We start from the raw sequence: 25,587 nt of genomic DNA on the forward strand, positions 1-25,587 counted from the left end.
GACAAGTCCCTCACACTGGGTTTGGCACCCGCGATAGAGCGCGCCGCGGCGCGCTTCAAGCACCAAGCGGCGCGCGGGAGCGGCTAATCCATGGTCACGACCAGTTTGCCCACCGCCTCGCGCGCCTCGAGCTTGGCGATCGCCTCGCCAGCGCGTTCGAGCGGGAAGGTTTCGGAGACCAGCGGGTCGATCTTGCCTGCGGCCATCAGGTCGAACAATTCCTCCACCTCGGCCCGGAACCGGGCTGGCTCGCGCGCGGTGAAGGCGCCCCAGAACACCCCGCAGATATCGCAGGATTTGAGCAGGGTAAGGTTCAAAGGCATCTTGGCAATGCCAGCGGGAAAGCCGACCACGAGAAAGCGGCCTTCCCACGCGATCGCGCGCAGGGCAGGCTCGGAATATTGGCCGCCGACAATGTCATAGACGATGTTGGCGCCCTCCGGCCCGCAGGCTTTCTTGAAGGCATCGGCAAGGGCCTTTGAGGCCTCCTTGTCCATCGCCTCGCGCGGATAGATCACCACCTCATCGGCCCCGGCCTTGCGCGCCACCTCGCCCTTGGCTTCGGAGGAGACCGCGGCAACCACCCGCGCCCCGAAGGCCTTGGCAAGTTCCACCGCAGCCAGGCCCACGCCCCCCGCGGCGCCCAGCACCAGCACCGTATCGCCCGGCTTGATATGGCCGCGGTCCTTGAGGCCGTGGATGGTGGTGCCATAGGTCATGAGCAGGCTTGCCGCCTTCTCGAAGGGCACGCCGTCCGGCACCTTGAACATCCGGCCCGCCGGCACCACCACCTTTTCCGCCAAGCCTCCGTGGCCGATCCCGGCAAGCACCCTGTCGCCCACGGCAAAGCCTTCAACCCCTTCGCCCAACGCCTCGATCACGCCGGCAATCTCGCCGCCGGGCGAGAACGGGCGAGGGGGCTTGAACTGGTAGAGGTCGCGGATGATGAGGCCATCGGGAAAGTTGATCGCACAGGCCTTGACCGCAACCAGCACCTCGCCCTTGCCGGGGACGGGATCGGGAAGCTCGTCAAGCGTCAGGGTTTCAGGCCCGCCGGTCTGGTGGGTGCGGATGGCTTTCATGGTCTCTCTCCCGATTGATGCGTGTCAGCTGGTCGCCGCAGTGCCGCGCATCAGCCACGGCTGGGCGGCGGCGCGGCGCGCCTCGAAGGCGGCGATCGCCTCGCTGCGGGCCATGGTGAGGCCTATCTCATCAAGCCCGTTGAGGAGGCAATGCTTGCGGAACGGGTCGATCGCGAAGGCAAAGCGGTCCTGATAGGGGGTGGTGACGGTCTGCGCCTCGAGATCGACGGTGAGCTCCAGCCCCTCGCGCGCCACGGCGAGCAGGCGGTCAACCGCGTCCTGTTCCAGCACCAGCGGCAGGATGCCGTTCTTGACCGCATTGCCCGAAAAGATGTCGGAAAAGGACGGCGCGATCACCACCCGGATGCCAAGGTCAGCGAGGGCCCAGGCCGCGTGCTCGCGGCTTGATCCGCAGCCGAAATTGTCACCCGCAATGAGCAGCTTCGCCCCGGCATAGAGCGGGTTGTCGAAGACATTTCCGGGCTCTGACCTGATGGCCTCGAAGGCCCCCGCGCCGAGGCCCTCGCGGCTGATGGTTTTCAGCCACCTTGCCGGAATGATGACATCGGTATCGACATTCTTGAGGCCAAGCGGAATGGCGCGGCCGGTGACGCGGGTGAGGGGCTGCATGGGGTTCCCTTTGGTCGGCCAATATCAATCGGTCTGCGGCGGCTCGCCCGAGGGGATCGCGGGGGGCGAGGGCGGCGCGTCGGGCTTCTTCTTGCGCTTGCTGGCATAGAGCAGCGCCGCTGCGATGGCGGCGGAGCCGATCGCTCCCACCGCGGCGAGGGCGGCGGTGCGGGCGTTGTTGTTCTTGGGCTTGTCGGTCATGGGCTTTTTCATGCGCCTCGCGCAGCGCTTGTTCAAGGGGGGCAGGCTCAAACCAATGCGCGCACGTCGGTAAGCCGCCCGGTCACCGCCGCTGCCGCTGCCATTGCCGGCGAGACGAGGTGCGTTCTTGCCCCCGGCCCCTGCCGGCCAACGAAATTGCGGTTACTGGTCGAGGCACAGCGTTCACCCGGCGGCACCTTGTCGGGGTTCATGCCGAGGCAGGCCGAACAGCCCGGCTCGCGCCATTCGAAACCCGCTTCGGTGAAGATCCGGTCGAGCCCTTCTTCCTCGGCCTGGGCCTTCACCAGGCCCGAGCCGGGCACCACGATCGCCCAGCGGACATTGTCGGCCTTGCGCCGGCCCTTGAGCACCGCGGCCGCCGCGCGCAGATCCTCGATGCGGCTGTTGGTGCACGAGCCGATGAAGACATTCTCGATCGCAACCTCGGTCATCGGGGTGCCGGGGGCAAGGCCCATGTATTCCAACGATTTTTGCGCAGCGATGCGCTTGGCCTCGTCGGCGAAGTCCTCAGGCGCAGGCACACGCCCGCCGATGGGCACCACGTCTTCGGGCGAAGTGCCCCAGGTGACGCTGGGTTCGACATCGGCGGCGTTGATGGTGACGCTCTTGGCAAAGACCGCGCCCTCATCGGTCCTGAGCGTGCGCCAATAGGCCACCGCCGCGTCCCATTCCGCGCCCTTGGGCGCCATCGGGCGGCCCTTGAGGTAGGCGAAAGTGGTATCATCCGGCGCGATCAGGCCCGCGCGCGCGCCCGCCTCGATGCTCATGTTGCACACGGTGAGGCGTTCCTCGATGCTCATGCGCTCGAACACCCGCCCGCGATATTCGATCACGTGGCCGGTGCCCCCCGCCGCACCGATCCGGCCGATGATGTGCAGGATCAGGTCCTTGGCGGAGACGCCAAGGCCAAGCTCGCCCTCGACCCGCACCTCCATCGGGCGCGCCTGCTGGAGCAGCAGGGTTTGCGTTGCCAGCACGTGCTCGACCTCGCTGGTGCCGATGCCGAAGGCAAGCGCGCCGAGGCCCCCATGGCAGGCGGTGTGCGAATCGCCGCAGACGATGGTGGTGCCGGGGAGCGAAAAGCCCTGTTCCGGGCCGACGACATGGACGATCCCCTGCTCGCGCGCCGTGGCCGGGATATAGCGGATGCCAAAGGCCGGGGCATTGGCCTCGAGCGCGGCCAGCTGGGCTGCGCTTTCTGGGTCGGCGATCGGCACGGGCCGCCCGGCGGCATCCACCCGCGGCGTGGTGGGCAGATTGTGATCGGGCACGGCAAGGGTAAGTTCGGGCCGGCGCACCCGGCGCCCAGCGGCGCGCAGCCCCTCGAAGGCCTGGGGGCTGGTGACCTCGTGCACCAGATGCCGATCGATATAGATGAGCGCGGTGCCATCCTCGCGCGTTTCGACCACATGCGCGTCCCAGATCTTTTCGTAGAGCGTGCGCGGGCGGCTGGCCATGGCGGTGTGTCCGTTCGGGCAGAGGGGAAGGGGGAGCGGCTCCTTAATCAGGATTGCCGAGCCGTGGCAAGATTGCCGCGCGGCTTGCCGCGGAGCGGGTGGAAATTGTCACAATCTTGCTCTAGGCACGGCCCATGACCGCCAATCCGCCGCCCGCTGCCCCCTATCACCACCCGATCACGGTGCAGCCCGAGGACATCGACTTCATGGGCCATGTCAACAATGCGCGCTATCTTGCCTGGGTGCAGGATGCGGTGCTGGCCCATTGGCACAAGCTTGCCCCGGCCGAGGAGATCGCGGCCAAGGCCTGGGTGGCGCTCAAGCACGAGATCACTTACCGCAAGCCCGCCTTTCTCGAGGATGATGTCTTTGCCCAGACCGTGCTTGAAGGCTTCAACGGTGCGCGGGCCTTCTATCACACGCTGATCAAGCGCGGCGAGGAGGTGCTGGCCGAGGTCAAATCGTCCTGGTGCTGCATCGATGCGGCAACCCTGCGCCCGGCGCGCATTGGCAAGCATCTGCGCGCCTTCTTCTTCCCCAGAGGCGAATAGCCGCGCACCTGCCTTGCGCCCGGCCGCGATCATCTTCGATTTCGACGGCGTGATCGCCGACAGCGAGGCGCTGGCCAACCAGGTGCTGGCCGAGGCGCTCACCGACCTCGGTCTGCCGACCACGCTTGAGGATTGCTATGCCCGTTACCTCGGCAAGCGCTGGGGCGAGGTGCTGGCGCTCGCCGCCGCGGGGCTTGGCCGGCCGCTCCCGGATGATTTCGCGGCACAGCTTGAACAGGCCACGCTGGAGCGGTTCCGCCGCGATCTGCGCGAGGTTCCGGGGGCCTCGGCCTTCATCCGCGCGCTTGGGGCGCTGCCGCGCGCGATTGCCTCGTCAAGCGCGATGGCGCGGCTTCATCTGTGTCTTGACGTGCTGGGCCTTGGCGCGGCGTTCGGCGATGCGGTGTTCAGCGCCGATCTCGTCGAGCGGGGCAAGCCTCACCCCGACATCTTCCTGCTCGCGGCCGAGCGCCTTGCGATCGCGCCCGAGGCCTGCGTGGTGATCGAGGACAGCCCTTCGGGCGTCATCGCCGCCAAGGCGGCCGGGATGCGGGTGATCGGCCTGTGCGCGGCGAGCCATCTCACCGCCGGGCACGCCGCGCGCCTCGGCGATGCCGGGGCCGATGCGCTGGCCGGATCGTGGGAGGACATCGCGCGCCTGCTTGAGGCGCCCGCCGCGGCTTAGCCGAACACCCGCCGCCCGTGAGTCACCCGGTCGGCCATGGCCATGGTGGTGAGCTGGGCGTTGACCCTGATGCAGCTTGGCATCACGCTCGCATCGCACACCAGCACATTGGTGGTGCCGTGGACGCGCTGATCGCAATCGACCACGCCCCTTGCGGGATCGGTATTGATGGCATTGCCGCCGTGGGGGTGGCTGGATGAGAGCACCACGTCGTCGGGCTCGCGGATCGCCTCGGCAAGGAAGCGGTCGATCTCTTCGTGGCGCATCCCGGCGCGAAGCGTCTGGCCCCTGAGCAGCGCCGGATAGACCTCCTGCGCGCCCCCGGCGAAGTGCACCTTGGCGAGCAAACCCAGCGCCCGGCGCAGCGCCGCCAGATCCTCCTCAGCGAGGCGGAAGGCGAGCTTGCCCCGCTTGATCTGCCCGCGCCGGTCGGCCGGGAACAGCACCCCGGCCGAAATGAGGCGGTTGTAGTGGCGCATCCGGCGGAAATGATTGTCGAACCAGCCCGGCACCAGCGTTGCCATGCTCATCGGCGGCTGGAAATGGCTTTCGATGAGAAAGTCGCCGCGGTCGATATAGGTGGCCATCTGGTCCTCGTCCCAGGCGCGCACCTCCTCGGCCATGAGCGCGGGCACGGGGCAGGCGATGTTGAGCGAGATGCCCCGCCCGGTGCCGGCAATGCCGCTCGCGGCAAGCAGGTTGGACGAGGCGATCGCCCCCGCGGCCACCACCACCCCGTGGCTGACGCCGATCCACTTGGCCCGCCCGTCGGCCAACACCACCTGCACCGCGCTTGCCACCCGGCGCCCGTCCGCGGCGCGCTGGCCCCAGGCGATGGTGCGCACCTCGGCCTCGGGCAGGATGCGCGCCCGCCGGACAGCGTGGCAGGTGGCGTGGGCAAGGAAGCTTTCGGGCATGGCATTCTTGCGGCCATAGGGGCAGCCGGTGTTGCAATAGCCGCAGGAAAGGCAGGCATTGGGCGCGTGCTTGGCCCCCCAGTTCTTGCGGAACCAGCCACAGGTGGCGCGGGCATCCATGGGGTCGGGATCGGGCGTGGCGGCGCGATAGGCCTGCCAGGCGGCGAGCAGCCTGGTGCCGTTGCTGCGCCCGAGCCGATGATCGATGGTGTGGATGCCGAGCCGCGCCTCGATCCGGGCATAGGCGGCGGCCAGTTCCTCTGCCGGGATGGGGGCGCCGAGCGCGGCCCAATGCGCCAGCACATCGGGGGCATCGGGGTGGGTCTCGCCCGGCGCAGCGAGCCTCAGGCAGATGCCGTTGTTGATCACCGTCGATCCTCCCACGGCGCGGCCCTGGAAGACGATGATGTCGCGGTCACGGGTGGTCTGGATCGCGCCGTCCTTGAACAGGCGCGAGGACATGCGCAGCTCGTGCGGGGTGATGGCGGTGCTGGCCAGATAGGGGCCGGCCTCGATCACCAGCACCTCATAGCCCTGATCGGCAAGGTTGGCCGCCGCCACTGCCCCGCCCGCGCCCGAGCCGATCACCACCACCTCGACCCTTTCGGGCACCGCCTCGGCGCCGAGGAAAACGCTGTCCGGCAGGTCATTGGCGGTGTGGAGCGCGATTGCAGGGTCATCCGCGGTGCCTGCACGGGCGCGGTGGCGCGGCAGGACAAAGCCGATGCTGGCAAGCACCGGGTTTGCGGCGTTGGCCTCCTGCTCGGCGGCATCCCCCGGCGCGGCGGCAGGCAGCCAATGGCCATAATAGCCCGCATAGACGATGCCGCGGATGCGGGCCATGTCCTGGAACAGATCGACCCGGGTGTTCTTCAAACGTTGCTCGATCCGGCGGATGCGCAGGCGGCGCGGGGCGAAATGCCACAGCGGCCCGCCGAGCACGATCCAGCAGGCGAGCACCGCCAGCGCGGTCTCGCGCGGCTTGGGCCCGGCGATATTGGCGAACATCGCCTGGAGATTGTCGACCACCTGCTGCGCGCTGATCTGCATCGCGTCCGGTTCGGCGAGCAGGGTTTCGGCCAGCCGCCGCCAGATCGCGGCGATGAACGGATTGAACGGCTTGCTCTCCATGGCCCTGCGATCCCCCTCGTGCCCGGGCGCGATCCTGACACAGCGCCCGGCACATGCAAGCCCGCCCGGCCCAAGCGGCGTGCCAGGGGGGCAAACAGCTTTGCCCTTTGCCGCGCGGCGATTATAGGCGTCCCCATGGCACCTGATTGCGTAAGCCTTGAGGCATGAGCCTCACGCCTGCCCCGTCCTTCGCCCTGCCGCCCCGGTCGTTCCAGCGCGCCGTGGGGCTGGCGCTGGCGCTGGCGATCGCCGGCGGCTGGGCGGCGATCCATGTGTGGGGCATGTTCATCTTCCGCTTGAGCGCCGCCAACTGGCCGCTCGCGCTGGTGGTGGCCTTTGTGCAGTGCTGGCTTTCGGTCGGCGTTTTCATCATCTGCCACGATGCCATGCACGGGAGCCTGGTGCCGGGCCGGCCGCGGCTCAATTCGGCGATCGGGGCGGTGCTGCTGGCGCTCTATGCGGGCTTTGCCTGGAAGCAGCTGCGCGATGCCCATTTTGCCCATCACCGCCTGGCAGGGCGCGCGGGCGATCCCGATTTCGACGAGCACCATCCGGATGACTTCTGGCGCTGGTATGCCACTTTCTTCCGCCGCTATTTCGGCTGGCGCTCGATCCTGTTTGTCCACAGCGTGGTGGGGTTTTACTGGCTGGTGCTGAGGGTTCCGATGGCGCAGATCGTGCTGCTCTATGGCTTGCCCGCGCTCGGCTCCTCGCTCCAGCTGTTCTATTTCGGCACCTTCCGCCCGCATCGCCACCTGGGCGGGCGCGATGCGGCGGCCTTTGCCGATCACCACAACACCCGCAGCGAGGAATTCGGCACCCTCGCGAGCCTCGCCACCTGCTTTCATTTCGGCTATCATCTCGAACACCACCGCCGCCCCGACGTACCGTGGTGGGCGCTGCCGGTGGCGCGCCGGGCTGGGGTGGGGCGCGATGAACTTGCCGAGAAGGTGCCCGCATGAGCTGGCTCGAGATCGCCCTTACCGTCCTCGCCTCACTGATCGGGATGGAACTGTTCGCCTGGGTGGCGCACAAATACATCATGCATGGTTGGGGCTGGGCCTGGCACCGCGACCATCACGAGCCGCATGACAAGGTGCTGGAAAAGAACGATCTGTTTGCGGTGGTGTTCGGCACCATCAACGCCGCGATGTATATTTTCGGCTCGCTCTACTGGGATTGGCTGTGGTGGTTTGCGGTGGGGATCACGCTTTACGGAGTGATCTACACGCTGGTGCATGATGGCCTTGTTCACCAGCGCTATTTCAAGTGGGTGCCGCGGAAGGGCTATGCCAAGCGGCTGGTGCAGGCGCACAAGCTCCACCATGCCACCATCGGGAAAGAGGGCGGGGTGAGCTTCGGTTTCGTCTTCGCCCGCGATCCGGCAAAGCTCAAGGCCGAATTGAAGCGCCAGAAGGAGGCCGGGATTGCGGTGGTGCGCGATAGTGCGGGCGCGGGCGGGGACGATGCTTTCGAGGTGGTGGGGCGCAACCTCTAGATTGCGCCTCGAGGTGCGCTAGACCTCCCTTGGCCCGCGGCCAGACCCTCGCCAGACCGGGTGCATCTCGGTGTTCCACGTGAAACATTGTGAGGCGGGCGTCTGCACCACAGCCATGCCGGAAAGACAGCGATCGCCGCGATCCACGCAGTCACCATCGCGCCACGAAAGATGAACCCGGCGCTGGCCTCAAGGCCGATCATCCCGCGCGGATAGCGCGCAAGCGCGGCTGCGAACATGACCGCGAGGCACGCATGGATGATCTTGTGCGTCGCCTTCATGCGGCGAGTCTTGCGGCGTGCTCCTTGACCAGCGCGATCATGTTGGGAACCCCTTGGGTGCGGTTGCTCGACAGCTGGTTTTTAAGGTCAAAGGGCGCGAGCGCGGCCATGATGTCCATGCCCGCGACCTCGGCCGCGCTCTTGTCCTGCACCGCGGCGATCACCAGCGCCACGATGCCCTTGGTGATCGCGGCATTGCTGTCGGCAAGGAAGTGGAGCCGCGCCGGGTCGCTGCCTGCGGGATAGACCCACACCGCCGCCGAACAGCCGCGCACCAGCGTCGCATCGGTCTTGAGCGCATCGGGCATGGGCTCAAGCTCGCGGCCGAGCTCGATCAGCAGGCGGTAGCGGTCATCGCCGTCGAGAAACTGGTATTCTTCGAGAATGTCCGAGAGGCTGCGCATGGCGCGCACCTAGTAAGCCTTGTGCGCCATGGCAAAGGGCAATTCGTCCCGCCTCGCCGATCGGCCGATCAGCCGAACAGCCCGCCGGGCCGGGTGAAGGCGTGCCAGATGACATAGAGCCAGCCGAGCAGGCCGTGCAGGATCGCCCAGAGGATCGATTGGTGAAGGCTCCAGCTGATCGCCACGGCGATCGCGCTGCCCAGCCCGATCCCGGCCTGCGTGGCGGTGGTGCGGGTGCTCACGGGTCCACCCCGCTGGCGATCGCCTCAAGCTTGCGGATGCGTTCTTTCAGATCAGCCAGTTCGATCCGCGCGCTGCCAAGGCCTGCGCCCTCCTCGCCCGGGCGCGACGGCAGACCGCGCTCCAACTCGTGCCGCTTGAGATCGAGCCAGCCCTGCCAGGCCCGCAGCAGCGCCGCGGCGATCACGACCAGGCCGATCAGCCAGGAACTGGCATCGATCAGCGCGGGGGCAAGAACCGTGGTCATGCCTTGTCTCCCTCCTCGCTGCGCGCGGGCAGGCTGCGCAGCGCTTCGATCTCGGCGGCGATCCGCGCCTGTTCGCGGGCATCGCCGCTGTGGGCGTCGGTGGCGATGCGTTCGAGCACCTTCACCCGTTCCTTGAGGTCAACCAGTTCGCGCCTGGTGGCCTCCAGCTCAACCCGCGCTTGCCCATCCTCGCGCGGGACCAGCCGTTTGTAGCCATCCTCATCGGTGACGATCCCGGAGCGGGCCTTGGCAAACTCGACGAGGCCTAAGACGATGATCGCGACGATCGCAACGATCGCCCAGCTGCTCATTGCACCTCGCTCCGCTCGCCTTGGCTCTCGGCCAGGTTGGCCAGCGCCCGGTCGCGCAGCGCATCGATCTCTGCGCCGAGGTGATAGCCGCCATCGGTGACGATCCGCTCGACATTGGCGAGGCGGTCTTTGATGCTGCCAAGCTCGGCGCGCAGCTCGGCGTTCTCCTGGGTGAGCAGGGTGACGCGGTGGGCGGTCTGCTGGTCGGTGCCTGGCTTCAGGGACTGGCCCCACATGCCTTCGAGCGGATAGCCGTTCTTGATCTTCATCCGGGTGGTCTGGAACGAGGCGAGGATGCCCATGGCCCCGAGGCCGAAGCCCGCGGCGATGATCCAGCCGATATAGGGCAAGAAGATTTCAAGCTGCATCAGATACGCTCCTTGTCGGACGAGATCATCTTGGCATTGGGTGCTTCGCGCAGCGCCTCGATCTCGGCGGCAAGGCCATAGCCGCGATCAGTGACGATTTTCTCGAGCACCACCAGCCGGTCCTGCATGGCCTCGATCTTGCCATGCAGCTCGCGGTTTTCCGCGATGAGGCGCGCGGTTTGCGCATTGGTGGCAGGTTCGGTCTTGCCGCCCCACTCGTCTTCCAGCGGATAGCCATGCCGAGCGCGGATCCAGTTGTTGACGATCCAGCCGAAGGTGCAGACCATCACGATCGCGACGATAAAGCCAGGGCCTCCGAAATGCATCACGCGCGCTCCTTGCTGGCCAGGTCGAGCGCCACGCCGCTGCTGGCCTCGTCGACCCTGCGGGTATCGCGCAGCGCCTCGATCTGGGTGGCGATGTCATAGCCGCGGTCGGTGACGATGCGTTCGAGCACCTGCACCCGGTCTTCGAGCCGCTGGATCTGGCTGGCATATTGCGCGGCCTTCTCGGCGGTCTGCTCGGCAGTGGCGCCGAGCTGCATCTCGGCGATCTTCTGCTGGTGCTTGGTCCAGATCGCGACGATCGGGATCAGAAGCGCAACGATCGGGATCATTACCCCCAAGCTTGCAGGATCCATGTGGTAATTCCTTTCCCCTGTTGTGCAGGCCCGCGCTCAGCGCAGCCGTTCGATCTCGGCGTTGAGGCGCGGATTGTTGCCGACATAGTGGTGTTCGACCGCTGCCAGGCGCCGATCGATGTCGCGGAAGGCGGCGCGGATCTCGCGCGCGGTGCGCTGCGGGCTTTGGCGCACGCCCTGCCAGTATTTCTGTTCGCTCTCGTCGCGGTAGAGATGCGGCGGCTTCTTGCTCAGCAGGAAGCCGGCAACGAAATAGGCCAGGATCGGCCAGCCCAGACCGAGCGAGAGCGCCACGGTGGCAAGCCGCACCCAGAACACGTTGATGCCGGTGTAATCGGCGATCCCGGCGCACACGCCCATCAGCCGGGCATTGTGCTTGTCGCGGTAAAGCGTGGTGCGGGGGCTGTTCACGGGCGGACTCCTTTCTTCTCGGCGATCAGCGCTTCGAGTTCGCGCAGCTGCTGATTGTCGCGTTCCTGATCGGGGATCAGGCGCCGGGCGGGCGTGAACGACGGATCGTCCGCCGCCACCAGGCGTTCAACCGTGTCCATCCGCTCATCGAGCCGCTTGGCGAGGTTGTAGAGTTCCTCGAGCAGCACCTCATCATCGGTGGTGATGGTGGCGGCGGTCTTCCACTTGGTGATGTAGTGGAGGATCACCCAGGGCAGGCCGATGAACAGCGTCGCCATCACCACCACGACATCGAGATCGAACTCCATCGCCTATTCTCCCTTCTTCTCGCCCGACTTGCCGAGCGCCTTCTTCATCGCCTCAAGCTCGTCATCGATCGCGTCCGAACCGGCGAGCGCGGCAATTTCATCGGCGAGCGACGGCGGGCCGCTCTCGGCGATGCGCAGCGCATCGGCGCGGCCCTCGGCATAATCGACCCGCCGTTCGAGCTGGTCGAAGCGGGTCAGCGCTTCATCGGTGCGCTCGGTGCTGAGCAGCGTGCGCAGCTTGACCCGGTTCTCGGCGCTTTCGAGCCGCGCGGCGATCGCGGTCTGGCGGCTGCGGGCCTCGCGCAGGCGGTGCTGGAGCTTGGCGATGTCATCCTCATAGGCGCGCAGGGCATCGTCGAGCACCGCGATCTCGGCCTTGAGCTGCTCGGCCATGTCGGCGGCCTTCTTCTTCTCGACCAGCGCTGCCCGGGCGAGATCCTCGCGATCCTTGCTGAGCGCCAGCTGCGCCTTTTCGGCCCAGTCGGCCTGGAGCTTTTCCAGCCTCTGGCAGTGGCGGTGCATTTCCTTCTGGTCGGCGATCGTGCGCGCGGCGCTGGCGCGCACCTCGACCAGGGTTTCCTCCATCTCGAGGATGATCATCCGGATCATCTTGGCCGGGTCATCGGCCTTGTCGAGCATGTCGTTGAAATTGGCGGCGATGATGTCACGGGTGCGACTGAAAATGCCCATGAAGGCTACTCCATCGAGAAACGTGTTGGTCTTGGCGCGCGGGCCGACTCGCTCGGCCCCTTGCGCGGACCTGTCGGCGCCAGCTTGCGCCTGTGCGGGGCTGCGGCGCAAGGCTTCGATTTCCTCGTCGAGCCGCGAGCGCCGACCCGAGGAAATCAGGCGGGCGGGACGGGCCGGAGCATCCGTGTCGTGCGCGGCGCGGGTGGGATGCGCGCCGGCGGCATCGGCAGCAGGAGGGGTGGCAGGGGGGACATCCTGCCCGCCATGCTCCGGCCCGAAGGGATCGCGAGGATCGCTCACCTCAGGCGATCTCGACCATCACGCCGGCTTCGGCCGCGGGATGGACCATCGGCGCGGCGCTGAGCGGACCCGGCTGGATCTGCGAGGAAAGGGCAATCATCAGCGTCATCGCGGCGATGCTGGCGATCGCGGCGTGACCGAGCTTGCTGTTCCAGAAGCCTGGCGTGGTGTTGCGATGCTGCATGGCGGGTCTCCCTGGTGGTCTTGTCAGCTCCTTTCGCAATGACCGTGCCAAACTTCGGGAATGGCGGAATTGCGCGGTTATCCGACAATTACGGGATCAAGCCCTTGGCTATTCTTGCCAAGGCTTGGGAATTTTCACTATAGTTTGGAAATGAAGCTCGAGACCCAGTTCATCGGCCAATCGGGGGCGTTTCTCGATGCGGTCGAACGCACCAGCCGCGCCGCGGCGATGAACCGCCCGGTGCTGGTGATCGGCGAGCGCGGGACGGGCAAGGAGCTGATCGCCGAGCGGCTGCACCGCCTCTCCAGTCGCTGGGACGAGCCGTTGGTGACGATGAACTGCGCGGCCCTGCCCGAGACCCTGATCGAGGCCGAGCTGTTCGGGCACGAGGCCGGGGCCTTCACCGGCGCCACCCGGGCGCGCGCCGGGCGCTTCGAGGAGGCCGACCGCGGCACCTTGTTCCTCGATGAACTGGGCACGCTCAGCCTGGGCGCGCAGGAGCGCCTGCTGCGCGCGGTGGAATATGGCGAGGTCACCCGCATCGGCGCCTCGCGCCCGATCCGGGTCGATGTGCGGATCGTGGCTGCGACCAACGAGGATCTGCCCGCGCTCGCGGCTGCGGGCCGGTTCCGCGCCGACCTTCTTGATCGGCTGAGCTTCGAGGTCATCACCCTGCCGCCGCTGCGCGTGCGCGAGGGGGATATCGGGGTGCTGGCCGAATATTTCGGGCGCCGCATGGCCGCCGAACTGGGGTGGGAGCGCTGGCCCGGCTTTGCCGCGCATGTGATGGATGCGCTCGAGGACTATCCCTGGCCCGGCAATGTGCGCGAGCTGCGCAATGTGGTGGAACGGGCGGTCTATCGCTGGGCCGATGACGAGGGGCCGATCGCCCATGTCCAGTTCGATCCCTTCGACAGCCCCTGGCGCCCGCGGAGCGCCGAGCCGCGCCGAACTGCCGGCACGGCCCAACCCGAACAGCCTGCGCCGCCGCCGCCTCTCGGCAGCGCTGCGATCAACCTCGATGCGGTGGACGACCTGCGCGCCGCCGTCGATGCGCACGAGCGCGCGATCCTCCAGCACGCGCTCGGCAAGCACCGCTGGAACCAGCGCCAGACCGCCCGCGCGCTCGGGCTGACCTACGATCAGCTGCGCCACTGCATCCGCAAGCATGGGCTGATGGAGGGGCAGGACTGAGGCGGCTCCTAACGGCTTGGCAAGTCTTTCCAATTATTGCCGTCGATCTGTTTGGGGTGAAATGATCGGATGTGCGGCATTGCAAAAATGTCTCTAGCCTTCTCAACCGGATCGCCCCGGCTGGCCGATCTGCGGCGGCAGCGCGCGATTCGCGGCGCGGGCTGTCACCCTGCCGCTGCGGTCTGCCCTTGCGGGGGTTGGCCTGAAGATGCGCCCTGATCTTGTCGCCTCGCCCGCAGCGGGCCTGCCTGCCGCACCCACGTCGCCTGCTGCGGCAGAAAGCGCTGATTGCGGCGTTGCGGCGCAACCGGCGCCCACTTCACCAGAAGTGCCCGCGGCCACGGCCCCGGCGCTCGCGGTGGGGCGCCGCGCCGCACCGCGGCTGCGCCTCAGCCTGCCTGGCCAGCTGATCGCGGTCGACAAGTCGACAAGGTGCACGCCTGCATCCTCCTCAACCTCTCGCGCACCGGTGCGAAGTTGGCGATCCTCGAGGCGATCCGCGAAGGCGAGGGTGCGATCCTGCGCTGCGGGGTGATCAACCATTTCGCCATCGTCACCCGCACCGAATTCGGGCGCAACGCGCTGGTATTCGACGAACCCTTGAGCGATGCCGTGGTGCTCGAGACCCGGCGCTACCACGAGACCTTCGAGGCACGCGAGCGGCGCGCGCTGATCGAGACCGCGCGCCGCTGGGTCACCGGCGACACCGACGACGAGCGCCCGATCTGAGCGCTGCTGCGGCGCGGGCGCTGCTTGGCTCTTGCCAAGCGCGCAATCTGCGCCTAGATGCGCCGGCAATCCCGGCATTGTCGTGACAAGGTTAGGGTGCTGGCGCCGCGAGGGGCCGGCCCCAAGCTCATTGCCCCATGTGATCACGACAGGGCCGCCCGAAAGCAAGGATGTGATGGCCGATATCGCCCGCCTGACCCAGTTGATCGAACCCGAGGCGCGCGCGCTCGGCTTTGATCTCGTGCGCGTGGCGTTTGTGCCTTCCGAAGCGGGCGATGGCGGCATGGCGCTGCAGATCATGGCCGAGGATCCGGCCACCGGCCAGCTCACGCTCGATCAATGCGCCGCGCTGTCGCGCCGCGTCTCCGAGGCGATCGACGCGGCCGAAGCGGCGGGCGATGTGCTGATCGAGGGGGCCTATCATCTCGAGGTCTCCAGCCCCGGGATCGATCGTCCGCTCACCCGTCCCAAGGACTTCATCGCCTGGGCCGGGCACGAGGTGCGGATCGTGATGGAGAAGGGCTATGCCGGCCAGCGTGTCAACAAGGGCGTGCTGGAAGGCCTTGAAGATGGTATGGTGCACGTGCGCGAGGTGAAGGCGGGGGCGGTGCGCCTGCCGCTCGAACAGATTCACACGGCCCGGCTCGTCCTGACCGACGCGCTGATCGCCGCCACCCGCCCGCTCGATGCGGGTGGGGCAGAAGAACTTGTCGCAGACGAAGACGAAGAAGAGGCAGACGACTGATGGCCAGCGCCATTTCCGCCAACAAGGCCGAGCTCCTCGCGATCGCCAATGCGGTCGCGGCCGAGAAGATGATCGACAAGGCGATCGTCATCGAGGCCATGGAAGAGGCGATCCAGAAGAGCGCGCGCAACCGCTATGGCGCGGAAAACGATATCCGCGCCCGGCTCGATCCGCAGACCGGCGATCTTACGCTGTGGCGCGTGGTCGAGGTGGTCGAGGAGGTCGAGGACCTGTTCAAGCAGGTCGATCTCAAGCAGGCGCAGAAGCTCCAGCCCGGCGCCAAGATCGGCGATTTCATCGTCGATCCGCTCCCCCCCGTTGATCTTGGCCGCATCGATGCCCAGTCGGCCAAGCAGGTGATCTTCCAAAAGGTGCGCGATGCCGAGCGCGAGCGCCAGTACCAGGAGTTCAAGGACCGTGTCGGCGAGATCATCACCGGGGTGATCAAGTCGGTCGAGTTCGGCCATGTGATCGTCAACCTCGGCCGGGCCGAGGGGGTGATCCGCCGCGACCAGCAGATCCCGCGCGAGCCGGCCCGCGTGGGCGAGCGGGTGCGCGCGCTGATCACCAAGGTCGAGCGCAACAACCGCGGGCCGCAGATCTTCCTCAGCCGCGCCCACCCCGATTTCATGAAGGAGCTGTTCGCCCAGGAGGTCCCCGAGATCTACGATGGCATCATCGAGATCAAGGCCGCTGCGCGCGATCCGGGCAGCCGCGCCAAGATCGGCGTGATCAGCCGCGATTCCTCGATCGATCCGGTCGGCGCCTGCGTCGGCATGAAGGGCAGCCGGGTGCAGGCGGTGGTGCAGGAGCTGCAGGGCGAGAAGATCGACATCATCCCCTGGAGCGAGGACACCGCGACCTTCGTGGTCAATGCGCTCCAGCCCGCCACCGTCAGCCGCGTGGTGCTCGACGAGGATGATGGCCGCATCGAGGTGGTGGTTCCCGACGATCAGCTCAGCCTTGCGATCGGTCGGCGCGGGCAGAACGTGCGCCTCGCCAGTCAGCTCGCCGGGCACCAGATCGACATCATGACCGAGGAAGAAGCCTCGGAGAAGCGCAGCCGCGAATTTGCCGAGCGCTCGAAGATGTTCGAGGAGGAACTCGACGTCGATGAAACCCTCTCGCAGCTGCTGGTGGCCGAGGGCTTTGCCGAGCTGGAGGAGGTCGCCTATGTCGATCTGGCGGAACTTGCCAGCATCGAGGGCTTCGATGAGGAACTCGCCGAGGAACTCCAGAGCCGCGCGCTCGAGGCGCTCGAACGGCGCGATGCCGCCTTCCGCGAGCAACGCCGCGCGCTCGGGGTCGAGGATGCGCTGGCGGAGATCCCGCACCTGACCGAGGAAATGCTGGTGACGCTGGGCAAGGCTGGGATCAAGACCCTCGATGACCTTGCCGATCTGTCCACCGACGAACTCATCGCGAGGAAGCGCGAGGCGCCGCGGCGGCGCAATGCCGCCGATGGCCCGCCGCTCAAGCGCGTCCAGCGCGACAGCGACAAGGGCGGGGTGCTCGGCGAATTCGGCCTCACCGAGGAACAGGGCAACGAGATCATCATGGCCGCCCGCGCGCATTGGTTCGCGGATGAGCCTGCCGAGGAGGCCGCCGATGCGGACTCCACCCCATGAGCGCCTGAGCGCCGACAGCGATGGCTCCCGGCTTCCGGCACCTGCCGGGAGCGTGCGCCGCTGCATCCTGACCGGCCAAGGCGCGGCGCGCGAGGCGTTGCTGCGCCTCGCGATCGCGCCTGACGGCCTGGTGCTGCCCGATCCTGCCGCCAAAGCGCCGGGTCGCGGCGCCTGGATCGGCGTCAATCGTCCCGAACTGGCCGCAGCGCTGGCCGACGGGCGCCTGCGCCGCGCGCTGGCGCGCGCCTTCAAGGGCGCGCCGCTGACCTTGCCCGCCGACCTGCCTGAACAGGCCGAAGCGGCGCTGGTGCGGCATCTGTGCGCCCGGCTGGGTCTTGAACTGCGCGCCGGGCACCTCGTGCTGGGCGCGGCGCGGATCGCCGATGAGGCCCGCGCTGGGCGCATCGCCCTGCTGCTTCATGCCCGCGACGCCAGTGCCGATGGCCGGCGCAAGCTCGATCAGGCCTGGCGCGTGGGGATCGGCGCAGAAGGCACCGGACAGTGCGGCACGGTCTTGCCACTGGACCGCGCGGCGCTGTCTGTGGCATTGGGCCGCGACAATGTGGTCCACCTCGGTGTGGCTGGCCATGCGGGCGATATGCGCGCGGCCAGCCGCGTGGGCGAGGCGGTGTCCCGGCTGGTGCAATTCACCGGGGATCAGCGGGCAAGCGCTGCGATCGAAACGGGCCGGGATGCTCCCGGCTGCGCTGACCGGCCGCAGGATCGGGCAGCGGCACAAGACGAATACGTGAAGGACTGACGAAGCGATAATGAGCGACGAGAACGACAACCAGCGCATCCGCAAACCCCTTGGGCTCAAGCGCTCGGTCGATGCGGGCGAGGTCAAGCAGACCTTCAGCCACGGCCGCACCAACAAGGTGGTGGTGGAAGTCAAGCGCCGCCGCGTGCTCGGCAAGCCCGGCGCCGAACCGGCCGCGCCGCCGAGCGCGGCTGCGCCCGCGCCCACGCCTGCGCCGGCCCCTGCGGCCGCTGCCCCGCGCCCGGCGCCCGCTGCGCCCGCGCCGCGTCCCGAGCGTGCCGGACCACCGGGTGAGACCCCGCAGGAGCGGGTGCGCCGGCTCCAGCGCGAGGCCGAGGAGGAGCGCCTGCGCCTCGCCGAGGAGGCCCGCAAGCGCGAGGAAGAAGAACGTCGCCGCGCCGAGGAGGAGGAGCGCCGCCGGGCGGAGGAGCGCCGCGCCGAGGATGAGGCCCGCGTCGCCCCTGCCGCCGCCGCGCCTGAACCGACCGCCGAACCGGCCGAGGAGCCGGCGGTAGAGGATGCGGCAGAGGCGCCCGCCGCATCTGCCGCTGCTCCGGCCCGGGCCGAGACGCTGCCCGCCGCGCGCCGCTTCACCCCGGTCGAACGGCCCGAGCCCAAGCGCCCCGCAAGTGAGGCCAAGGGCAAGAAGAAGGAAGACAAGCGCGCTGCCCCGATCGATGGCGACAAGGACAAGCGCCGCTCGGGCAAGCTCACCGTCACCCGCGCGCTCAACGAGGACGAGGGCCGCCGGGCCCGCAGCCTCGCCGCGCTCAAGCGTGCCCGCGAGAAGGAGCGCCGGATGCACGGCGGCGGCGCCGCCAAGCCGCGCGAGAAGCAGGTGCGCGACGTCGTCGTGCCCGAGGCGATCACCGTGCAGGAACTGGCCAACCGCATGGCCGAGAAGGGCGCGGACCTCGTCAAGGCGCTGTTCAACATGGGCATGATGGTCACCGTCAACCAGACCATCGACCAGGACACCGCCGAGCTCTTGGTGACCGAATTCGGCCACAACATCGTGCGCGTCTCGGACAGCGATGTCGATATCGACACCAGCGAGGACACCGATCCGGAGGAAACCAAGCGCCCGCGTCCGCCGGTGGTGACGATCATGGGCCATGTCGATCACGGCAAGACCAGCCTGCTCGACGCGCTGCGCGGCACCGATGTCGCCAAGGGCGAGGCCGGGGGCATCACCCAGCACATCGGCGCTTATCAGATCACCACCAAGGGCGGGCAGAAGATCACCTTCCTCGACACGCCCGGCCATGCTGCCTTCACCGAGATGCGCATGCGCGGCGCCAATGTCACCGATATCGTGGTGCTGGTGGTGGCGGGCGATGATGGGCTGATGCCGCAGACGATCGAAGCGATCCGCCACACCAAGGCCGCCGGAGCGCCGATGATCGTGGCGATCACCAAGTCGGACAAGCCCGAGTTCAACCCGCAGAAGGTGCGCGAGCGCCTGCTCGAGCACGAGGTGATCGTCGAGGCGCTCTCGGGCGATGTCCAGGATGTCGAGGTCTCGGCCAAGACCGGGGCGGGGCTCGACCAGCTGATCGAGGCGATCCTGCTCCAGGCCGAACTGCTCGAGCTCAAAGCCCGGCCCGACCGGCCGGCCGAGGCCACGGTGATCGAGGCCAAGCTCGACAAGGGCCGCGGCCCGGTGGCCACCGTGCTGGTGACCCGCGGCACGCTCAAGCGCGGCGACAACTTCGTGGTCGGCACACAATCGGGCCGGGTGCGCGCGATCGTCGATGACAAGGGCCGCCAGCTCAGCGAGGCCGGCCCGTCGATGCCGGTCGAGGTGCTGGGCCTTGGCGGCGTGCCGGCCGCGGGCGACATCCTCACCGTGGTCGAGAGCGAGCAGCGCGCCCGCGAGGTTGCCAAGTATCGTCAGGAAAAGGCGACTGAAAAGCGCACCGCGCTGGCGCCCACCAGCTTCGATACGATGTTCAGCAAGCTCGCCTCCAACGTCAAGGAATATCCGGTGGTGGTGAAGGCCGACGTGCACGGCTCGGTCGAAGCGATCGTCGGCGCGCTTCATGCGCTGTCGAACGACGAGATCAAGGTGCGGGTGCTCAATGCCGGGGTCGGCGCGATCACCGAGAGCGACGTGACCTTGGCCGCGGCCTCCAAGGCGCCGATCATCGGCTTCAACGTGCGGCCCAACGCCAAGGCGCGCGATCTCATCAAGCGCGATGGGGTGCGGATGATGTATTACGATGTCATCTATCACCTCACCGATGCGGTGGCCAAGGAGATGGCGGGCGAACTGGGGCCGGAGCGGATCGAGACGGTCGTGGGCCGCGCCGAAGTCAAGCAGGTCTTCCCCGCCGGCAAGCGCGACAAGGCGGCGGGTCTGCTGGTGCTCGAAGGCGCGATCAGGAAGGGCCTGTTCGCGCGCCTCACCCGCGCCGATGTGATCGTCTCGTCCACCAAGATCGCCTCGCTCAGGCGCTTCAAGGACGACGTCGAGGAAGTGCGCGCCGGGCTCGAATGCGGCGTGGTGCTCGAGGACACCAACGACATCAAGCCGGGCGACATGCTCGAGGTGTTCTCGGTCGAGGAGCGTGAGCGCACGCTGTGAGCCGAGACGATCCCTTCTTTCCAAAGGATGCCGGGCAGTCGCCGCACACCGCGCTCCTGGGCTCAGAATTCGTCAGCTGGGACGAGGCGAGCCAGACCGTCACCATGCGCTTTGCCGTCAGGCGCGAGGTGTGCACCTGGCGCGGCGGGGTGCAGGGCGGGCTGGTCGCGGGCTATCTCGATGACGTGATGGGCTATGCCTTCGTCGCTGCCACCGGCGGGGCGATGGCCCCGCTCAACCTCGAGCTGTCGATGAGCCTCATCCGCCTGATCCCCGAAGGCGCGCGCCTGATCGGCAAGGGCCGGGTGGTCAAGGCCGGGCGGCGGGTGATCTTCCTCGAAGGCGAGCTTTACGGCGAGGATGGCACGCTCCACGCCCGCGCCACCTCGACCGCGATCCCCACACCGCGGCCGACGCCCGACAGCACCGGGATGGAATAGTGGCCAAGGCCCCCTTCACAGCCCAGCAGCATTCGGTGCGCGTGCTCAAGGTCGGCGAGCGGGTGCGGCATATCCTCTCCGAGCTGCTCGCCCGCGGCAGCGTGCACGACGAGGTGGTGAGCGCTGCGCATATCGCCGTCACCGAGGTGCGCATGAGCCCCGATCTGCGCCTTGCCACCGCCTTCGTGAAGCCGCTGATGGGTGCGGGCGAGGACGACGTAGTCCATGCCCTGCGGCAGAACACCGCCTTCCTGCAACGCGAGGTGGCCCAGCGGCTCGGGCTCAAGTTCGCGCCCAAGCTCAGGTTCCGCAAGGATGAAAGCTTTGCCGAGGCCGACCGGATCGAGAGCCTCTTGCGCGATCCAAGGGTGCGGCGCGATCTCGACGAAGGCGCCGCGGACTAGCGTTCGCGCGGCACCATCCGCGCCTTAAGCGTAATCTCCACCTTGTTGCCGACCAGCAGCTGATAGGCCTTCATCCCGTAATCGCGCCGGTCGATGGTGGTGGTGCCGGTGAAGCTCACCGGCCGGCCCGCCTGCGCTGCCGGATCGGCATCGAAGCGCACCGCGAGCACCTGCGGCCGGGTGATCCCGCGCGCGGTCAGCTCCCCTTGGAGCGTGCCGCTGGTAGGGCTGGTGAGCCTCAGCGCGCGGCCGACGAAGCGGATCTTGGGATATTTCTCCACCCAGAAGAACTTCTCGCCCTTGAGCCGGGCGAGCGTGATCGGATCGGGCGCCTCGATCGCAGCGGCATCGAAGCTGACATCGATCACCGCGCGTTCGGGCGCGCCGGGCACGATCGTCACCACCCCTTCCATCTTGGGAAAGCGCGCGGTCTTGCTGGCAAGGCCGAAGAACGGCACCCGCGCCGCCACCGTGCTGGCCGAGGCATCGAGGCTGTAGCGCAAGGGCGCGCCCGGCGCGCTGTTGGCGAGCGCGAGGAGCGCGGCAAGCGCCAGCAGCACGCGGCGCAGCGGATCACACTTGCTGATCATCCCGCATCCCATACGCATGATCTGCGCAAAAGGTTCAAGCCCGCCTCGCCGCGGGCACGCCCCGGCGCTAGGCTCGGGCCATGGCCAAGCTCTATTTCTACTATGCCAGCATGAACGCGGGCAAGTCTGCCCACCTGCTCCAGGCCGATTTCAACTACCGCGAGCGGGGGATGCGCACCATGCTGTGGACCGCCGCGCTCGACAGCCGTTCGGGCGGGCGGGTGAAAAGCCGCATCGGCCTTGAAAGCGGGGCGCACCTGTTCACCCCCGAAACCGATCTGTGGGCCGCGGTGATGGCCGAACATGCCGCCGCCCCGCTCGCCTGCGTGCTGGTGGATGAGGCGCAGTTCCTCATGCCGCAGCAGGTCTGGCGATTGGCCCGCCTTGCCGACGAGGCGGCCATCCCGGTGCTGTGCTATGGTTTGCGAACCGATTTCAGGGGCGAATTGTTTCCCGGCTCGGCGGTGCTGCTGGGCATTGCCGATGCGCTCGTCGAACTCAAGGCGGTGTGCCATTGCGGGCGCAAGGCGACGATGAACCTGCGCGTCGATGAGAAGGGCCGGGCGGTCAGTGACGGCGCGCAGACCGAGATCGGCGGCAATGACCGCTATGTCGCGCTGTGCCGCCGCCATTTTTCCGCGGCGCTTGCCGGCGCCTGAGCCGCGCCCTCTGGCGCCGGGGCTGAAGGGTTCCTACCTTGGCAGGCATGACGCAGACCCTCTCCATCGCGCTGGTGCTGATCCCGGCGATCGTGATCGCGATCGTGTTCCACGAAGTCGCCCACGGCTATGCCGCGCGGCTCCTGGGGGACATGACCGCGAGCGAGCGCGGGCGGCTCACGCTCAATCCGCTCGCCCATGTCGATCCGGTGGGCACGCTGCTGGTGCCGGGGGGGCTGGCGCTGCTCGGTGCGCCGGTGTTCGGCTGGGCCAAGCCCGTGCCGGTCAACCGCTGGCGGCTCAGGAACCCGCGTTTCGGCATGATGGCGGTGGCCGCGGCCGGGCCGGGGAGCAATTTCGTGCTCGCCGCGATCGGCGCAGTGCTGCTGGGCCTCATCATGCCGGCAGGGCTCGGCTTTGGCGGGCCGGGCGCCGAGGGCCTGGCGCTGCTGGTTGACCGCGCGGGCGAGACCCGCTGGCTCGAAACCGGCCTGTTCTATTTCATCCTCGTCAACCTCTTTCTTGGCCTGTTCAATCTCCTGCCGATCCCGCCCTTCGATGGTTCGCACATCGTCGGCGGGCTCTTGCCCGAGCGCCTGCGCGCCGGGTGGGAGCGGCTGCAGCGCATCGGCATGGTGTTGCTGCTCGGTCTCATCGCCTCGACCTGGATCTTCGGCAGCAACTGGCTGGCGGCGATTCTGATGCCGCCGGTGAGCCTAGCCATGAGCCTCTATCTTGCGCTGGCAGACTGGATCGCGGCGCTGATTGCCTGATCGTCGAGCTTGAGGCGCGCGAACCACTGGGCAAGGCGCGCCTGCTCCTCGCCTGTCAAGTGGAGGCCGAGCTTGGAGCGGCGCCACAGCACGTCCTCGGCGCTGCGCGCCCATTCCTGGCGGATGAGATAGATCACCTCGGCGGCATGAAGCCCGCCGCCGAAATGCTGGCCGAGGTCTTGCGCACCCTGCGCATCGCCCAGCACCTCGGCCAGCCGGGTGCCATAGGCACGCGCCATGCGCGCCAGCATGGCCGGTGCGGCCCAGGGATAGTGCGCCTGCTGTGCGGCGAGGAAGGCGGCGAAATCCCCATGCGCAATGTCGCCCCCCGGAAGCGGTGCCGATGCGGTCCACGGTCTTGCCTCGACGCCGAGCTTGGCAAGGGCGTGCTCGGCCAGGCGGCGATAGGTGGTGATCTTGCCCCCGAACACCGAGAGCAGCGGCGCCGCCCGGCCATCCCAGCCACGATCAAGCGCCAGCACATAGTCGCGCGTCACGGCGGAATCGCGCTCCGCTGCATCGTCATAGAGCGGGCGCACCCCGGCATAGGTGGCCACCGCCTGGTCGGGCGAGACGGGTGTGGCGAAATATTCGCTCACCGCCGCGCACAGATAGGCGGCCTCCTCGGGGCTGATCGCAACCTTGGCCGGATCGCCGCTGAAGGCGACATCGGTGGTGCCGATCAGGGTGAAGTCGCCCTCATAGGGAATGGCAAAGACGATCCGGCCATCGCGGTTCTGGAAGATGTAGCAATGCGCGCCCTCGTAGAGCCGGGGCATGATGAGATGGCTGCCCTTGACCAGCCGCAGCGGCGCACGGCGCGGCCCGGGCAGGGCCTCGGCCAGCACCTTGTCCACCCAGGGGCCGGCGGCATTGACGAGCGCTGCGGCCGAGATCTCCTCGATCCCCAGCGGCCCGGCGATCCGCGCCTGCCAGCCCCCGCCCGCGCGCCTCAGGCCGATACAGCGGGTGCGGGTGCGGATCTGTGCCCCGCGCTCGGCCGCATCGCGGGCGTTGAGCACCACGAGGCGCGCATCATCGACCCAGCAATCGGAATATTCAAACCCGTGGACCAGGTGCGGCGCGAGCACCCCGGCATGGGGCGGCCTTGTGAGATCGACACTGCGCGAGGGCGGCAGGCGCTTTCGCGGGCCGAGGTGGTCATAGAGCCACAGCCCGGTGCGCAGCAGCCAGCGCGGGCGCAGGCCAGGCTCATGCGGCAGCACGAAGCGCAGCGGCCAGATGATGTGCGGGGCGATGGCGAGCAGCCGTTCGCGCTCGATCAGGCTTTCGCGCACCAGCCGGAAGGCGAACTGCTCCAGATACCTGAGGCCGCCGTGGACCAGCTTGGTCGAGGCCGAGGAGGTTGCACCGGCAAGATCGCCCTGTTCGACCAGGCACACCTTGAGGCCCCGCCCGGCGGCATCGCGCGCGATCCCGGCGCCGTTGATCCCGCCGCCGATCACCAGCAGATCAAAGCTGTGGGGCCCGTTGATATCCATGGCGCGCAAAGCTTGGCCTTTTCCCCCCGGCTTGGCTAGGGGGAGCGGGTGAACGCAAGCTCCCGATCCACCCCTGAAAAGCCCCGCAGCGGGCGGCCGCTTTCGGGCTGGCTCGTGCTCGACAAGCCGCCGGGGCTCGGCAGCACGCAAGGCGTGAGCGCGGTCAAGCGCGCCCTGCGCCAAGGGGGCTATGCGAAAACCAAGGTGGGGCATGGCGGCACGCTCGATCCCCTCGCCGAAGGCGTGCTGCCGGTGGCGCTGGGCGAGGCGACCAAGCTGGCCGGGCGGATGCTCGATGCGCGCAAGATCTATCGCTTCACGCTACGCTTCGGGGTCGAAACCGATACGCTCGATGCCGAGGGCGCGGTGATCGCCACCTCGGATCGGCGCCCTGCGCTTGCCGAGGTGGAAGCGGTGCTGGCCCGGTTCACCGGGGTGATCGCACAGGTGCCCCCGGCCTATTCGGCGCTCAAGGTGGATGGGCAGCGCGCCTATGATCTGGCACGCGCGGGCAAGGCGGTGGCGCTCGCCGCGCGCGAGGTGACGATCGATCGGCTGGCGATCTGCCGCGCCGAGGCGGCCATGCCGGGCGGCCCCATCGATCACGTGACGCTCGAGGCCGAGGTTTCCAAGGGCACCTATATCCGCAGCCTCGTGCGCGACATTGCGCAGGCGCTGGGCACCTGCGGCCATGTCACCTTTCTGCGGCGCATAAAGGCGGGTCCGTTCACCGAGAGCCAATCGATTTCGCTGGACAAACTGGAGGAAGCCGCTAAGGGGCAGCGGCTTGAACACCTTCTCCTGCCGCTGGAGGCAGGGCTGGACGACATCCCGGCCCTTCACCTCGACCAGACAGGCGCGCAGGCGGTCCGCCAGGGCCGGGTCTTGTCTGGAATGCCCCATCCATCCGGGCTCTATCTGGCAAAACTGGGCACGGTTCCGGTCGCGCTGATGGAAATCGCGGATGGGACGGCAAGGGTCGTCAGGGGTTTCAACTGTCCCGATGTCGCCGAGTAAGA

At 67.9% G+C, this 25,587-nt stretch carries 33 protein-coding genes; 15 read left to right on the top strand and 18 right to left on the bottom strand.

What is annotated here, in order from left to right:
- Positions 1 to 83 precede the first annotated feature (83 nt).
- Genes G524_RS0113485 through leuC form a run of 4 tightly spaced genes read right to left on the bottom strand, consistent with a single transcriptional unit; the run spans position 84 to position 3,391 of the window.
- Complete coding sequence (locus tag G524_RS0113485) at positions 84 to 1,082, bottom strand: NADPH:quinone oxidoreductase family protein (RefSeq protein WP_027444165.1); 999 nt, start codon at positions 1,080 to 1,082, stop codon at positions 84 to 86.
- Positions 1,083 to 1,106: 24 nt separating this feature from the next.
- Positions 1,107 to 1,712, bottom strand: coding sequence for a 3-isopropylmalate dehydratase small subunit (gene leuD / locus G524_RS0113490; protein ID WP_027444166.1), 606 nt, complete (start codon positions 1,710 to 1,712; stop codon positions 1,107 to 1,109).
- Positions 1,713 to 1,736: 24 nt separating this feature from the next.
- Positions 1,737 to 1,913, bottom strand: coding sequence for an LPXTG cell wall anchor domain-containing protein (locus tag G524_RS0113495; protein WP_027444167.1), 177 nt, complete (start codon positions 1,911 to 1,913; stop codon positions 1,737 to 1,739).
- A 47-nt stretch (positions 1,914 to 1,960) separates the two neighbouring features.
- Positions 1,961 to 3,391 (bottom strand): 3-isopropylmalate dehydratase large subunit, encoded by a 1,431-nt coding sequence (gene leuC, locus G524_RS0113500; RefSeq protein WP_027444168.1) that lies wholly within the window; start codon positions 3,389 to 3,391, stop codon positions 1,961 to 1,963.
- 134 nt (positions 3,392 to 3,525) lie between these two features.
- Between leuC and G524_RS0113505 the strand changes: the two genes are divergently transcribed.
- Both G524_RS0113505 and G524_RS0113510 read left to right on the top strand, forming a co-directional pair.
- Positions 3,526 to 3,942, top strand: coding sequence for an acyl-CoA thioesterase (locus tag G524_RS0113505; RefSeq protein ID WP_027444169.1), 417 nt, complete (start codon positions 3,526 to 3,528; stop codon positions 3,940 to 3,942).
- A gap of 13 nt (positions 3,943 to 3,955) precedes the next feature.
- A complete protein-coding gene (locus tag G524_RS0113510) occupies positions 3,956 to 4,627 on the top strand; it encodes an HAD family hydrolase (protein ID WP_027444170.1) in 672 nt (223 codons plus the stop codon).
- Here the strand turns inward: G524_RS0113510 and G524_RS0113515 are convergent.
- Entirely contained in the window at positions 4,624 to 6,675 is a 2,052-nt protein-coding gene (locus tag G524_RS0113515) for a GMC family oxidoreductase N-terminal domain-containing protein (protein WP_027444171.1), read from the bottom strand. The genes G524_RS0113510 and G524_RS0113515 overlap by 4 nt on opposite strands.
- 164 nt (positions 6,676 to 6,839) lie before the next feature.
- Here G524_RS0113515 and G524_RS16040 point away from each other — a divergent pair, with 164 nt between their 5' ends.
- Both G524_RS16040 and G524_RS0113525 read left to right on the top strand, forming a co-directional pair.
- On the top strand, positions 6,840 to 7,637 hold the full coding sequence (locus G524_RS16040; RefSeq protein ID WP_036857995.1) for a fatty acid desaturase: 798 nt from the start codon (positions 6,840 to 6,842) through the stop codon (positions 7,635 to 7,637).
- Positions 7,634 to 8,173, top strand: coding sequence for a sterol desaturase family protein (locus tag G524_RS0113525; protein WP_027444172.1), 540 nt, complete (start codon positions 7,634 to 7,636; stop codon positions 8,171 to 8,173). The genes G524_RS16040 and G524_RS0113525 overlap by 4 nt, the downstream gene beginning before the upstream one ends.
- 277 nt (positions 8,174 to 8,450) lie before the next feature.
- Here the strand turns inward: G524_RS0113525 and G524_RS0113530 are convergent, their stop codons facing one another.
- The 11 genes from G524_RS0113530 to G524_RS0113580 all read right to left on the bottom strand — a co-directional run bounded on the left by G524_RS0113530 (position 8,451) and on the right by G524_RS0113580 (position 12,557).
- Positions 8,451 to 8,858 (bottom strand): SufE family protein, encoded by a 408-nt coding sequence (locus tag G524_RS0113530; RefSeq protein ID WP_027444173.1) that lies wholly within the window; start codon positions 8,856 to 8,858, stop codon positions 8,451 to 8,453.
- Between the two features lie 68 nt (positions 8,859 to 8,926).
- The gene (locus G524_RS17020) at positions 8,927 to 9,100 is read right to left on the bottom strand and encodes a hypothetical protein (RefSeq protein ID WP_169447854.1); all 174 of its coding nucleotides are present in this window, start codon (positions 9,098 to 9,100) and stop codon (positions 8,927 to 8,929) included.
- Complete coding sequence (locus G524_RS0113540) at positions 9,097 to 9,345, bottom strand: hypothetical protein (RefSeq protein ID WP_036857997.1); 249 nt, start codon at positions 9,343 to 9,345, stop codon at positions 9,097 to 9,099. Before G524_RS0113540 ends, G524_RS17020 begins: the two co-directional genes overlap by 4 nt.
- On the bottom strand, positions 9,342 to 9,656 hold the full coding sequence (locus G524_RS0113545) for a hypothetical protein (protein ID WP_027444175.1): 315 nt from the start codon (positions 9,654 to 9,656) through the stop codon (positions 9,342 to 9,344). The genes G524_RS0113540 and G524_RS0113545 overlap by 4 nt, the downstream gene beginning before the upstream one ends.
- Positions 9,653 to 10,024, bottom strand: coding sequence for a hypothetical protein (locus G524_RS0113550; protein ID WP_027444176.1), 372 nt, complete (start codon positions 10,022 to 10,024; stop codon positions 9,653 to 9,655). Before G524_RS0113550 ends, G524_RS0113545 begins: the two co-directional genes overlap by 4 nt.
- Positions 10,024 to 10,350: a hypothetical protein gene (locus G524_RS0113555; RefSeq protein WP_027444177.1), complete on the bottom strand. Its 327-nt coding sequence runs from the start codon at positions 10,348 to 10,350 to the stop codon at positions 10,024 to 10,026. Before G524_RS0113555 ends, G524_RS0113550 begins: the two co-directional genes overlap by 1 nt.
- Entirely contained in the window at positions 10,350 to 10,664 is a 315-nt protein-coding gene (locus tag G524_RS0113560; RefSeq protein ID WP_027444178.1) for a hypothetical protein, read from the bottom strand. Before G524_RS0113560 ends, G524_RS0113555 begins: the two co-directional genes overlap by 1 nt.
- Before the next feature lie 36 nt (positions 10,665 to 10,700).
- Complete coding sequence (gene pspC / locus G524_RS0113565) at positions 10,701 to 11,075, bottom strand: envelope stress response membrane protein PspC (protein ID WP_027444179.1); 375 nt, start codon at positions 11,073 to 11,075, stop codon at positions 10,701 to 10,703.
- Entirely contained in the window at positions 11,072 to 11,383 is a 312-nt protein-coding gene (pspB, locus tag G524_RS0113570; RefSeq protein ID WP_027444180.1) for an envelope stress response membrane protein PspB, read from the bottom strand. The genes pspC and pspB overlap by 4 nt, the downstream gene beginning before the upstream one ends.
- A gap of 3 nt (positions 11,384 to 11,386) precedes the next feature.
- Positions 11,387 to 12,232, bottom strand: a complete 846-nt coding sequence (gene pspA / locus G524_RS0113575) for a phage shock protein PspA (RefSeq protein ID WP_027444181.1) — start codon at positions 12,230 to 12,232, stop codon at positions 11,387 to 11,389.
- Between the two features lie 142 nt (positions 12,233 to 12,374).
- Entirely contained in the window at positions 12,375 to 12,557 is a 183-nt protein-coding gene (locus tag G524_RS0113580) for a hypothetical protein (RefSeq protein WP_027444182.1), read from the bottom strand.
- 150 nt (positions 12,558 to 12,707) lie between these two features.
- On the opposite strand from G524_RS0113580, the gene pspF reads away from it, so the two are divergent.
- From pspF to rbfA, 8 genes are all read left to right on the top strand, one after another.
- On the top strand, positions 12,708 to 13,751 hold the full coding sequence (gene pspF, locus G524_RS0113585; RefSeq protein WP_027444183.1) for a phage shock protein operon transcriptional activator: 1,044 nt from the start codon (positions 12,708 to 12,710) through the stop codon (positions 13,749 to 13,751).
- 432 nt (positions 13,752 to 14,183) lie between these two features.
- Positions 14,184 to 14,480: a hypothetical protein gene (locus tag G524_RS0113590; protein WP_027444184.1), complete on the top strand. Its 297-nt coding sequence runs from the start codon at positions 14,184 to 14,186 to the stop codon at positions 14,478 to 14,480.
- Positions 14,481 to 14,655: 175 nt separating this feature from the next.
- Complete coding sequence (gene rimP / locus G524_RS0113595) at positions 14,656 to 15,225, top strand: ribosome maturation protein RimP (protein WP_027444185.1); 570 nt, start codon at positions 14,656 to 14,658, stop codon at positions 15,223 to 15,225.
- Positions 15,225 to 16,853: a transcription termination factor NusA gene (gene nusA / locus G524_RS0113600; RefSeq protein WP_027444186.1), complete on the top strand. Its 1,629-nt coding sequence runs from the start codon at positions 15,225 to 15,227 to the stop codon at positions 16,851 to 16,853. Before rimP ends, nusA begins: the two co-directional genes overlap by 1 nt.
- On the top strand, positions 16,834 to 17,613 hold the full coding sequence (locus G524_RS16045; RefSeq protein WP_084625193.1) for a DUF448 domain-containing protein: 780 nt from the start codon (positions 16,834 to 16,836) through the stop codon (positions 17,611 to 17,613). The genes nusA and G524_RS16045 overlap by 20 nt, the downstream gene beginning before the upstream one ends.
- A gap of 10 nt (positions 17,614 to 17,623) precedes the next feature.
- The gene (gene infB / locus G524_RS0113610) at positions 17,624 to 20,200 is read left to right on the top strand and encodes a translation initiation factor IF-2 (RefSeq protein ID WP_027444187.1); all 2,577 of its coding nucleotides are present in this window, start codon (positions 17,624 to 17,626) and stop codon (positions 20,198 to 20,200) included.
- On the top strand, positions 20,197 to 20,640 hold the full coding sequence (locus G524_RS0113615; protein WP_027444188.1) for a PaaI family thioesterase: 444 nt from the start codon (positions 20,197 to 20,199) through the stop codon (positions 20,638 to 20,640). Before infB ends, G524_RS0113615 begins: the two co-directional genes overlap by 4 nt.
- Positions 20,640 to 21,044, top strand: coding sequence for a 30S ribosome-binding factor RbfA (gene rbfA, locus G524_RS0113620; RefSeq protein ID WP_027444189.1), 405 nt, complete (start codon positions 20,640 to 20,642; stop codon positions 21,042 to 21,044). Before G524_RS0113615 ends, rbfA begins: the two co-directional genes overlap by 1 nt.
- Here rbfA and G524_RS0113625 read toward each other — a convergent pair.
- Positions 21,041 to 21,634: a YceI family protein gene (locus G524_RS0113625; protein ID WP_036857999.1), complete on the bottom strand. Its 594-nt coding sequence runs from the start codon at positions 21,632 to 21,634 to the stop codon at positions 21,041 to 21,043. The two genes, rbfA and G524_RS0113625, sit on opposite strands and share 4 nt — an antisense overlap.
- Positions 21,635 to 21,714: 80 nt before the next feature.
- Here G524_RS0113625 and G524_RS0113630 point away from each other — a divergent pair, with 80 nt between their 5' ends.
- Positions 21,715 to 22,293 carry a thymidine kinase gene (locus G524_RS0113630; RefSeq protein ID WP_027444191.1) on the top strand — a complete coding sequence of 193 codons (579 nt, stop codon included), beginning with the start codon at positions 21,715 to 21,717 and terminating at the stop codon, positions 22,291 to 22,293.
- 47 nt (positions 22,294 to 22,340) lie between these two features.
- The gene (locus tag G524_RS0113635) at positions 22,341 to 23,066 is read left to right on the top strand and encodes a site-2 protease family protein (protein WP_036858000.1); all 726 of its coding nucleotides are present in this window, start codon (positions 22,341 to 22,343) and stop codon (positions 23,064 to 23,066) included.
- On the opposite strand, the gene glpD is transcribed toward G524_RS0113635, so the two are convergent.
- Positions 23,024 to 24,568, bottom strand: a complete 1,545-nt coding sequence (gene glpD / locus G524_RS0113640) for a glycerol-3-phosphate dehydrogenase (RefSeq protein ID WP_036858003.1) — start codon at positions 24,566 to 24,568, stop codon at positions 23,024 to 23,026. The genes G524_RS0113635 and glpD overlap by 43 nt on opposite strands.
- A gap of 48 nt (positions 24,569 to 24,616) precedes the next feature.
- Between glpD and truB the strand changes: the two genes are divergently transcribed.
- Positions 24,617 to 25,585, top strand: coding sequence for a tRNA pseudouridine(55) synthase TruB (gene truB / locus G524_RS0113645; protein ID WP_051221273.1), 969 nt, complete (start codon positions 24,617 to 24,619; stop codon positions 25,583 to 25,585).
- Positions 25,586 to 25,587: the final 2 nt, after the last annotated feature.

Origin of the sequence: Erythrobacter cryptus DSM 12079 (assembly GCF_000422985.1) — a bacterium.
Taxonomy (GTDB): Bacteria; Pseudomonadota; Alphaproteobacteria; order Sphingomonadales; family Sphingomonadaceae; genus Erythrobacter; species Erythrobacter cryptus.

Coding starts and splice junctions, on each gene's coding strand:
- G524_RS0113485 (WP_027444165.1), bottom strand. CDS start 1,082: ATGAAAGCCATCCGCACCCACCAGACCGGCGGGCCTGAAACCCTGACG.
- leuD (WP_027444166.1), bottom strand. CDS start 1,712: ATGCAGCCCCTCACCCGCGTCACCGGCCGCGCCATTCCGCTTGGCCTC.
- G524_RS0113495 (WP_027444167.1), bottom strand. CDS start 1,913: ATGACCGACAAGCCCAAGAACAACAACGCCCGCACCGCCGCCCTCGCC.
- leuC (WP_027444168.1), bottom strand. CDS start 3,391: ATGGCCAGCCGCCCGCGCACGCTCTACGAAAAGATCTGGGACGCGCAT.
- G524_RS0113505 (WP_027444169.1), top strand. CDS start 3,526: ATGACCGCCAATCCGCCGCCCGCTGCCCCCTATCACCACCCGATCACG.
- G524_RS0113515 (WP_027444171.1), bottom strand. CDS start 6,675: ATGGAGAGCAAGCCGTTCAATCCGTTCATCGCCGCGATCTGGCGGCGG.
- G524_RS16040 (WP_036857995.1), top strand. CDS start 6,840: ATGAGCCTCACGCCTGCCCCGTCCTTCGCCCTGCCGCCCCGGTCGTTC.
- G524_RS0113525 (WP_027444172.1), top strand. CDS start 7,634: ATGAGCTGGCTCGAGATCGCCCTTACCGTCCTCGCCTCACTGATCGGG.
- G524_RS0113530 (WP_027444173.1), bottom strand. CDS start 8,858: ATGCGCAGCCTCTCGGACATTCTCGAAGAATACCAGTTTCTCGACGGC.
- G524_RS0113540 (WP_036857997.1), bottom strand. CDS start 9,345: ATGACCACGGTTCTTGCCCCCGCGCTGATCGATGCCAGTTCCTGGCTG.
- G524_RS0113545 (WP_027444175.1), bottom strand. CDS start 9,656: ATGAGCAGCTGGGCGATCGTTGCGATCGTCGCGATCATCGTCTTAGGC.
- G524_RS0113550 (WP_027444176.1), bottom strand. CDS start 10,024: ATGCAGCTTGAAATCTTCTTGCCCTATATCGGCTGGATCATCGCCGCG.
- G524_RS0113555 (WP_027444177.1), bottom strand. CDS start 10,350: ATGCATTTCGGAGGCCCTGGCTTTATCGTCGCGATCGTGATGGTCTGC.
- G524_RS0113560 (WP_027444178.1), bottom strand. CDS start 10,664: ATGGATCCTGCAAGCTTGGGGGTAATGATCCCGATCGTTGCGCTTCTG.
- pspB (WP_027444180.1), bottom strand. CDS start 11,383: ATGGAGTTCGATCTCGATGTCGTGGTGGTGATGGCGACGCTGTTCATC.
- G524_RS0113580 (WP_027444182.1), bottom strand. CDS start 12,557: ATGCAGCATCGCAACACCACGCCAGGCTTCTGGAACAGCAAGCTCGGT.
- pspF (WP_027444183.1), top strand. CDS start 12,708: ATGAAGCTCGAGACCCAGTTCATCGGCCAATCGGGGGCGTTTCTCGAT.
- rimP (WP_027444185.1), top strand. CDS start 14,656: ATGGCCGATATCGCCCGCCTGACCCAGTTGATCGAACCCGAGGCGCGC.
- nusA (WP_027444186.1), top strand. CDS start 15,225: ATGGCCAGCGCCATTTCCGCCAACAAGGCCGAGCTCCTCGCGATCGCC.
- G524_RS16045 (WP_084625193.1), top strand. CDS start 16,834: ATGCGGACTCCACCCCATGAGCGCCTGAGCGCCGACAGCGATGGCTCC.
- infB (WP_027444187.1), top strand. CDS start 17,624: ATGAGCGACGAGAACGACAACCAGCGCATCCGCAAACCCCTTGGGCTC.
- G524_RS0113625 (WP_036857999.1), bottom strand. CDS start 21,634: ATGATCAGCAAGTGTGATCCGCTGCGCCGCGTGCTGCTGGCGCTTGCC.
- G524_RS0113630 (WP_027444191.1), top strand. CDS start 21,715: ATGGCCAAGCTCTATTTCTACTATGCCAGCATGAACGCGGGCAAGTCT.
- G524_RS0113635 (WP_036858000.1), top strand. CDS start 22,341: ATGACGCAGACCCTCTCCATCGCGCTGGTGCTGATCCCGGCGATCGTG.
- glpD (WP_036858003.1), bottom strand. CDS start 24,568: ATGGATATCAACGGGCCCCACAGCTTTGATCTGCTGGTGATCGGCGGC.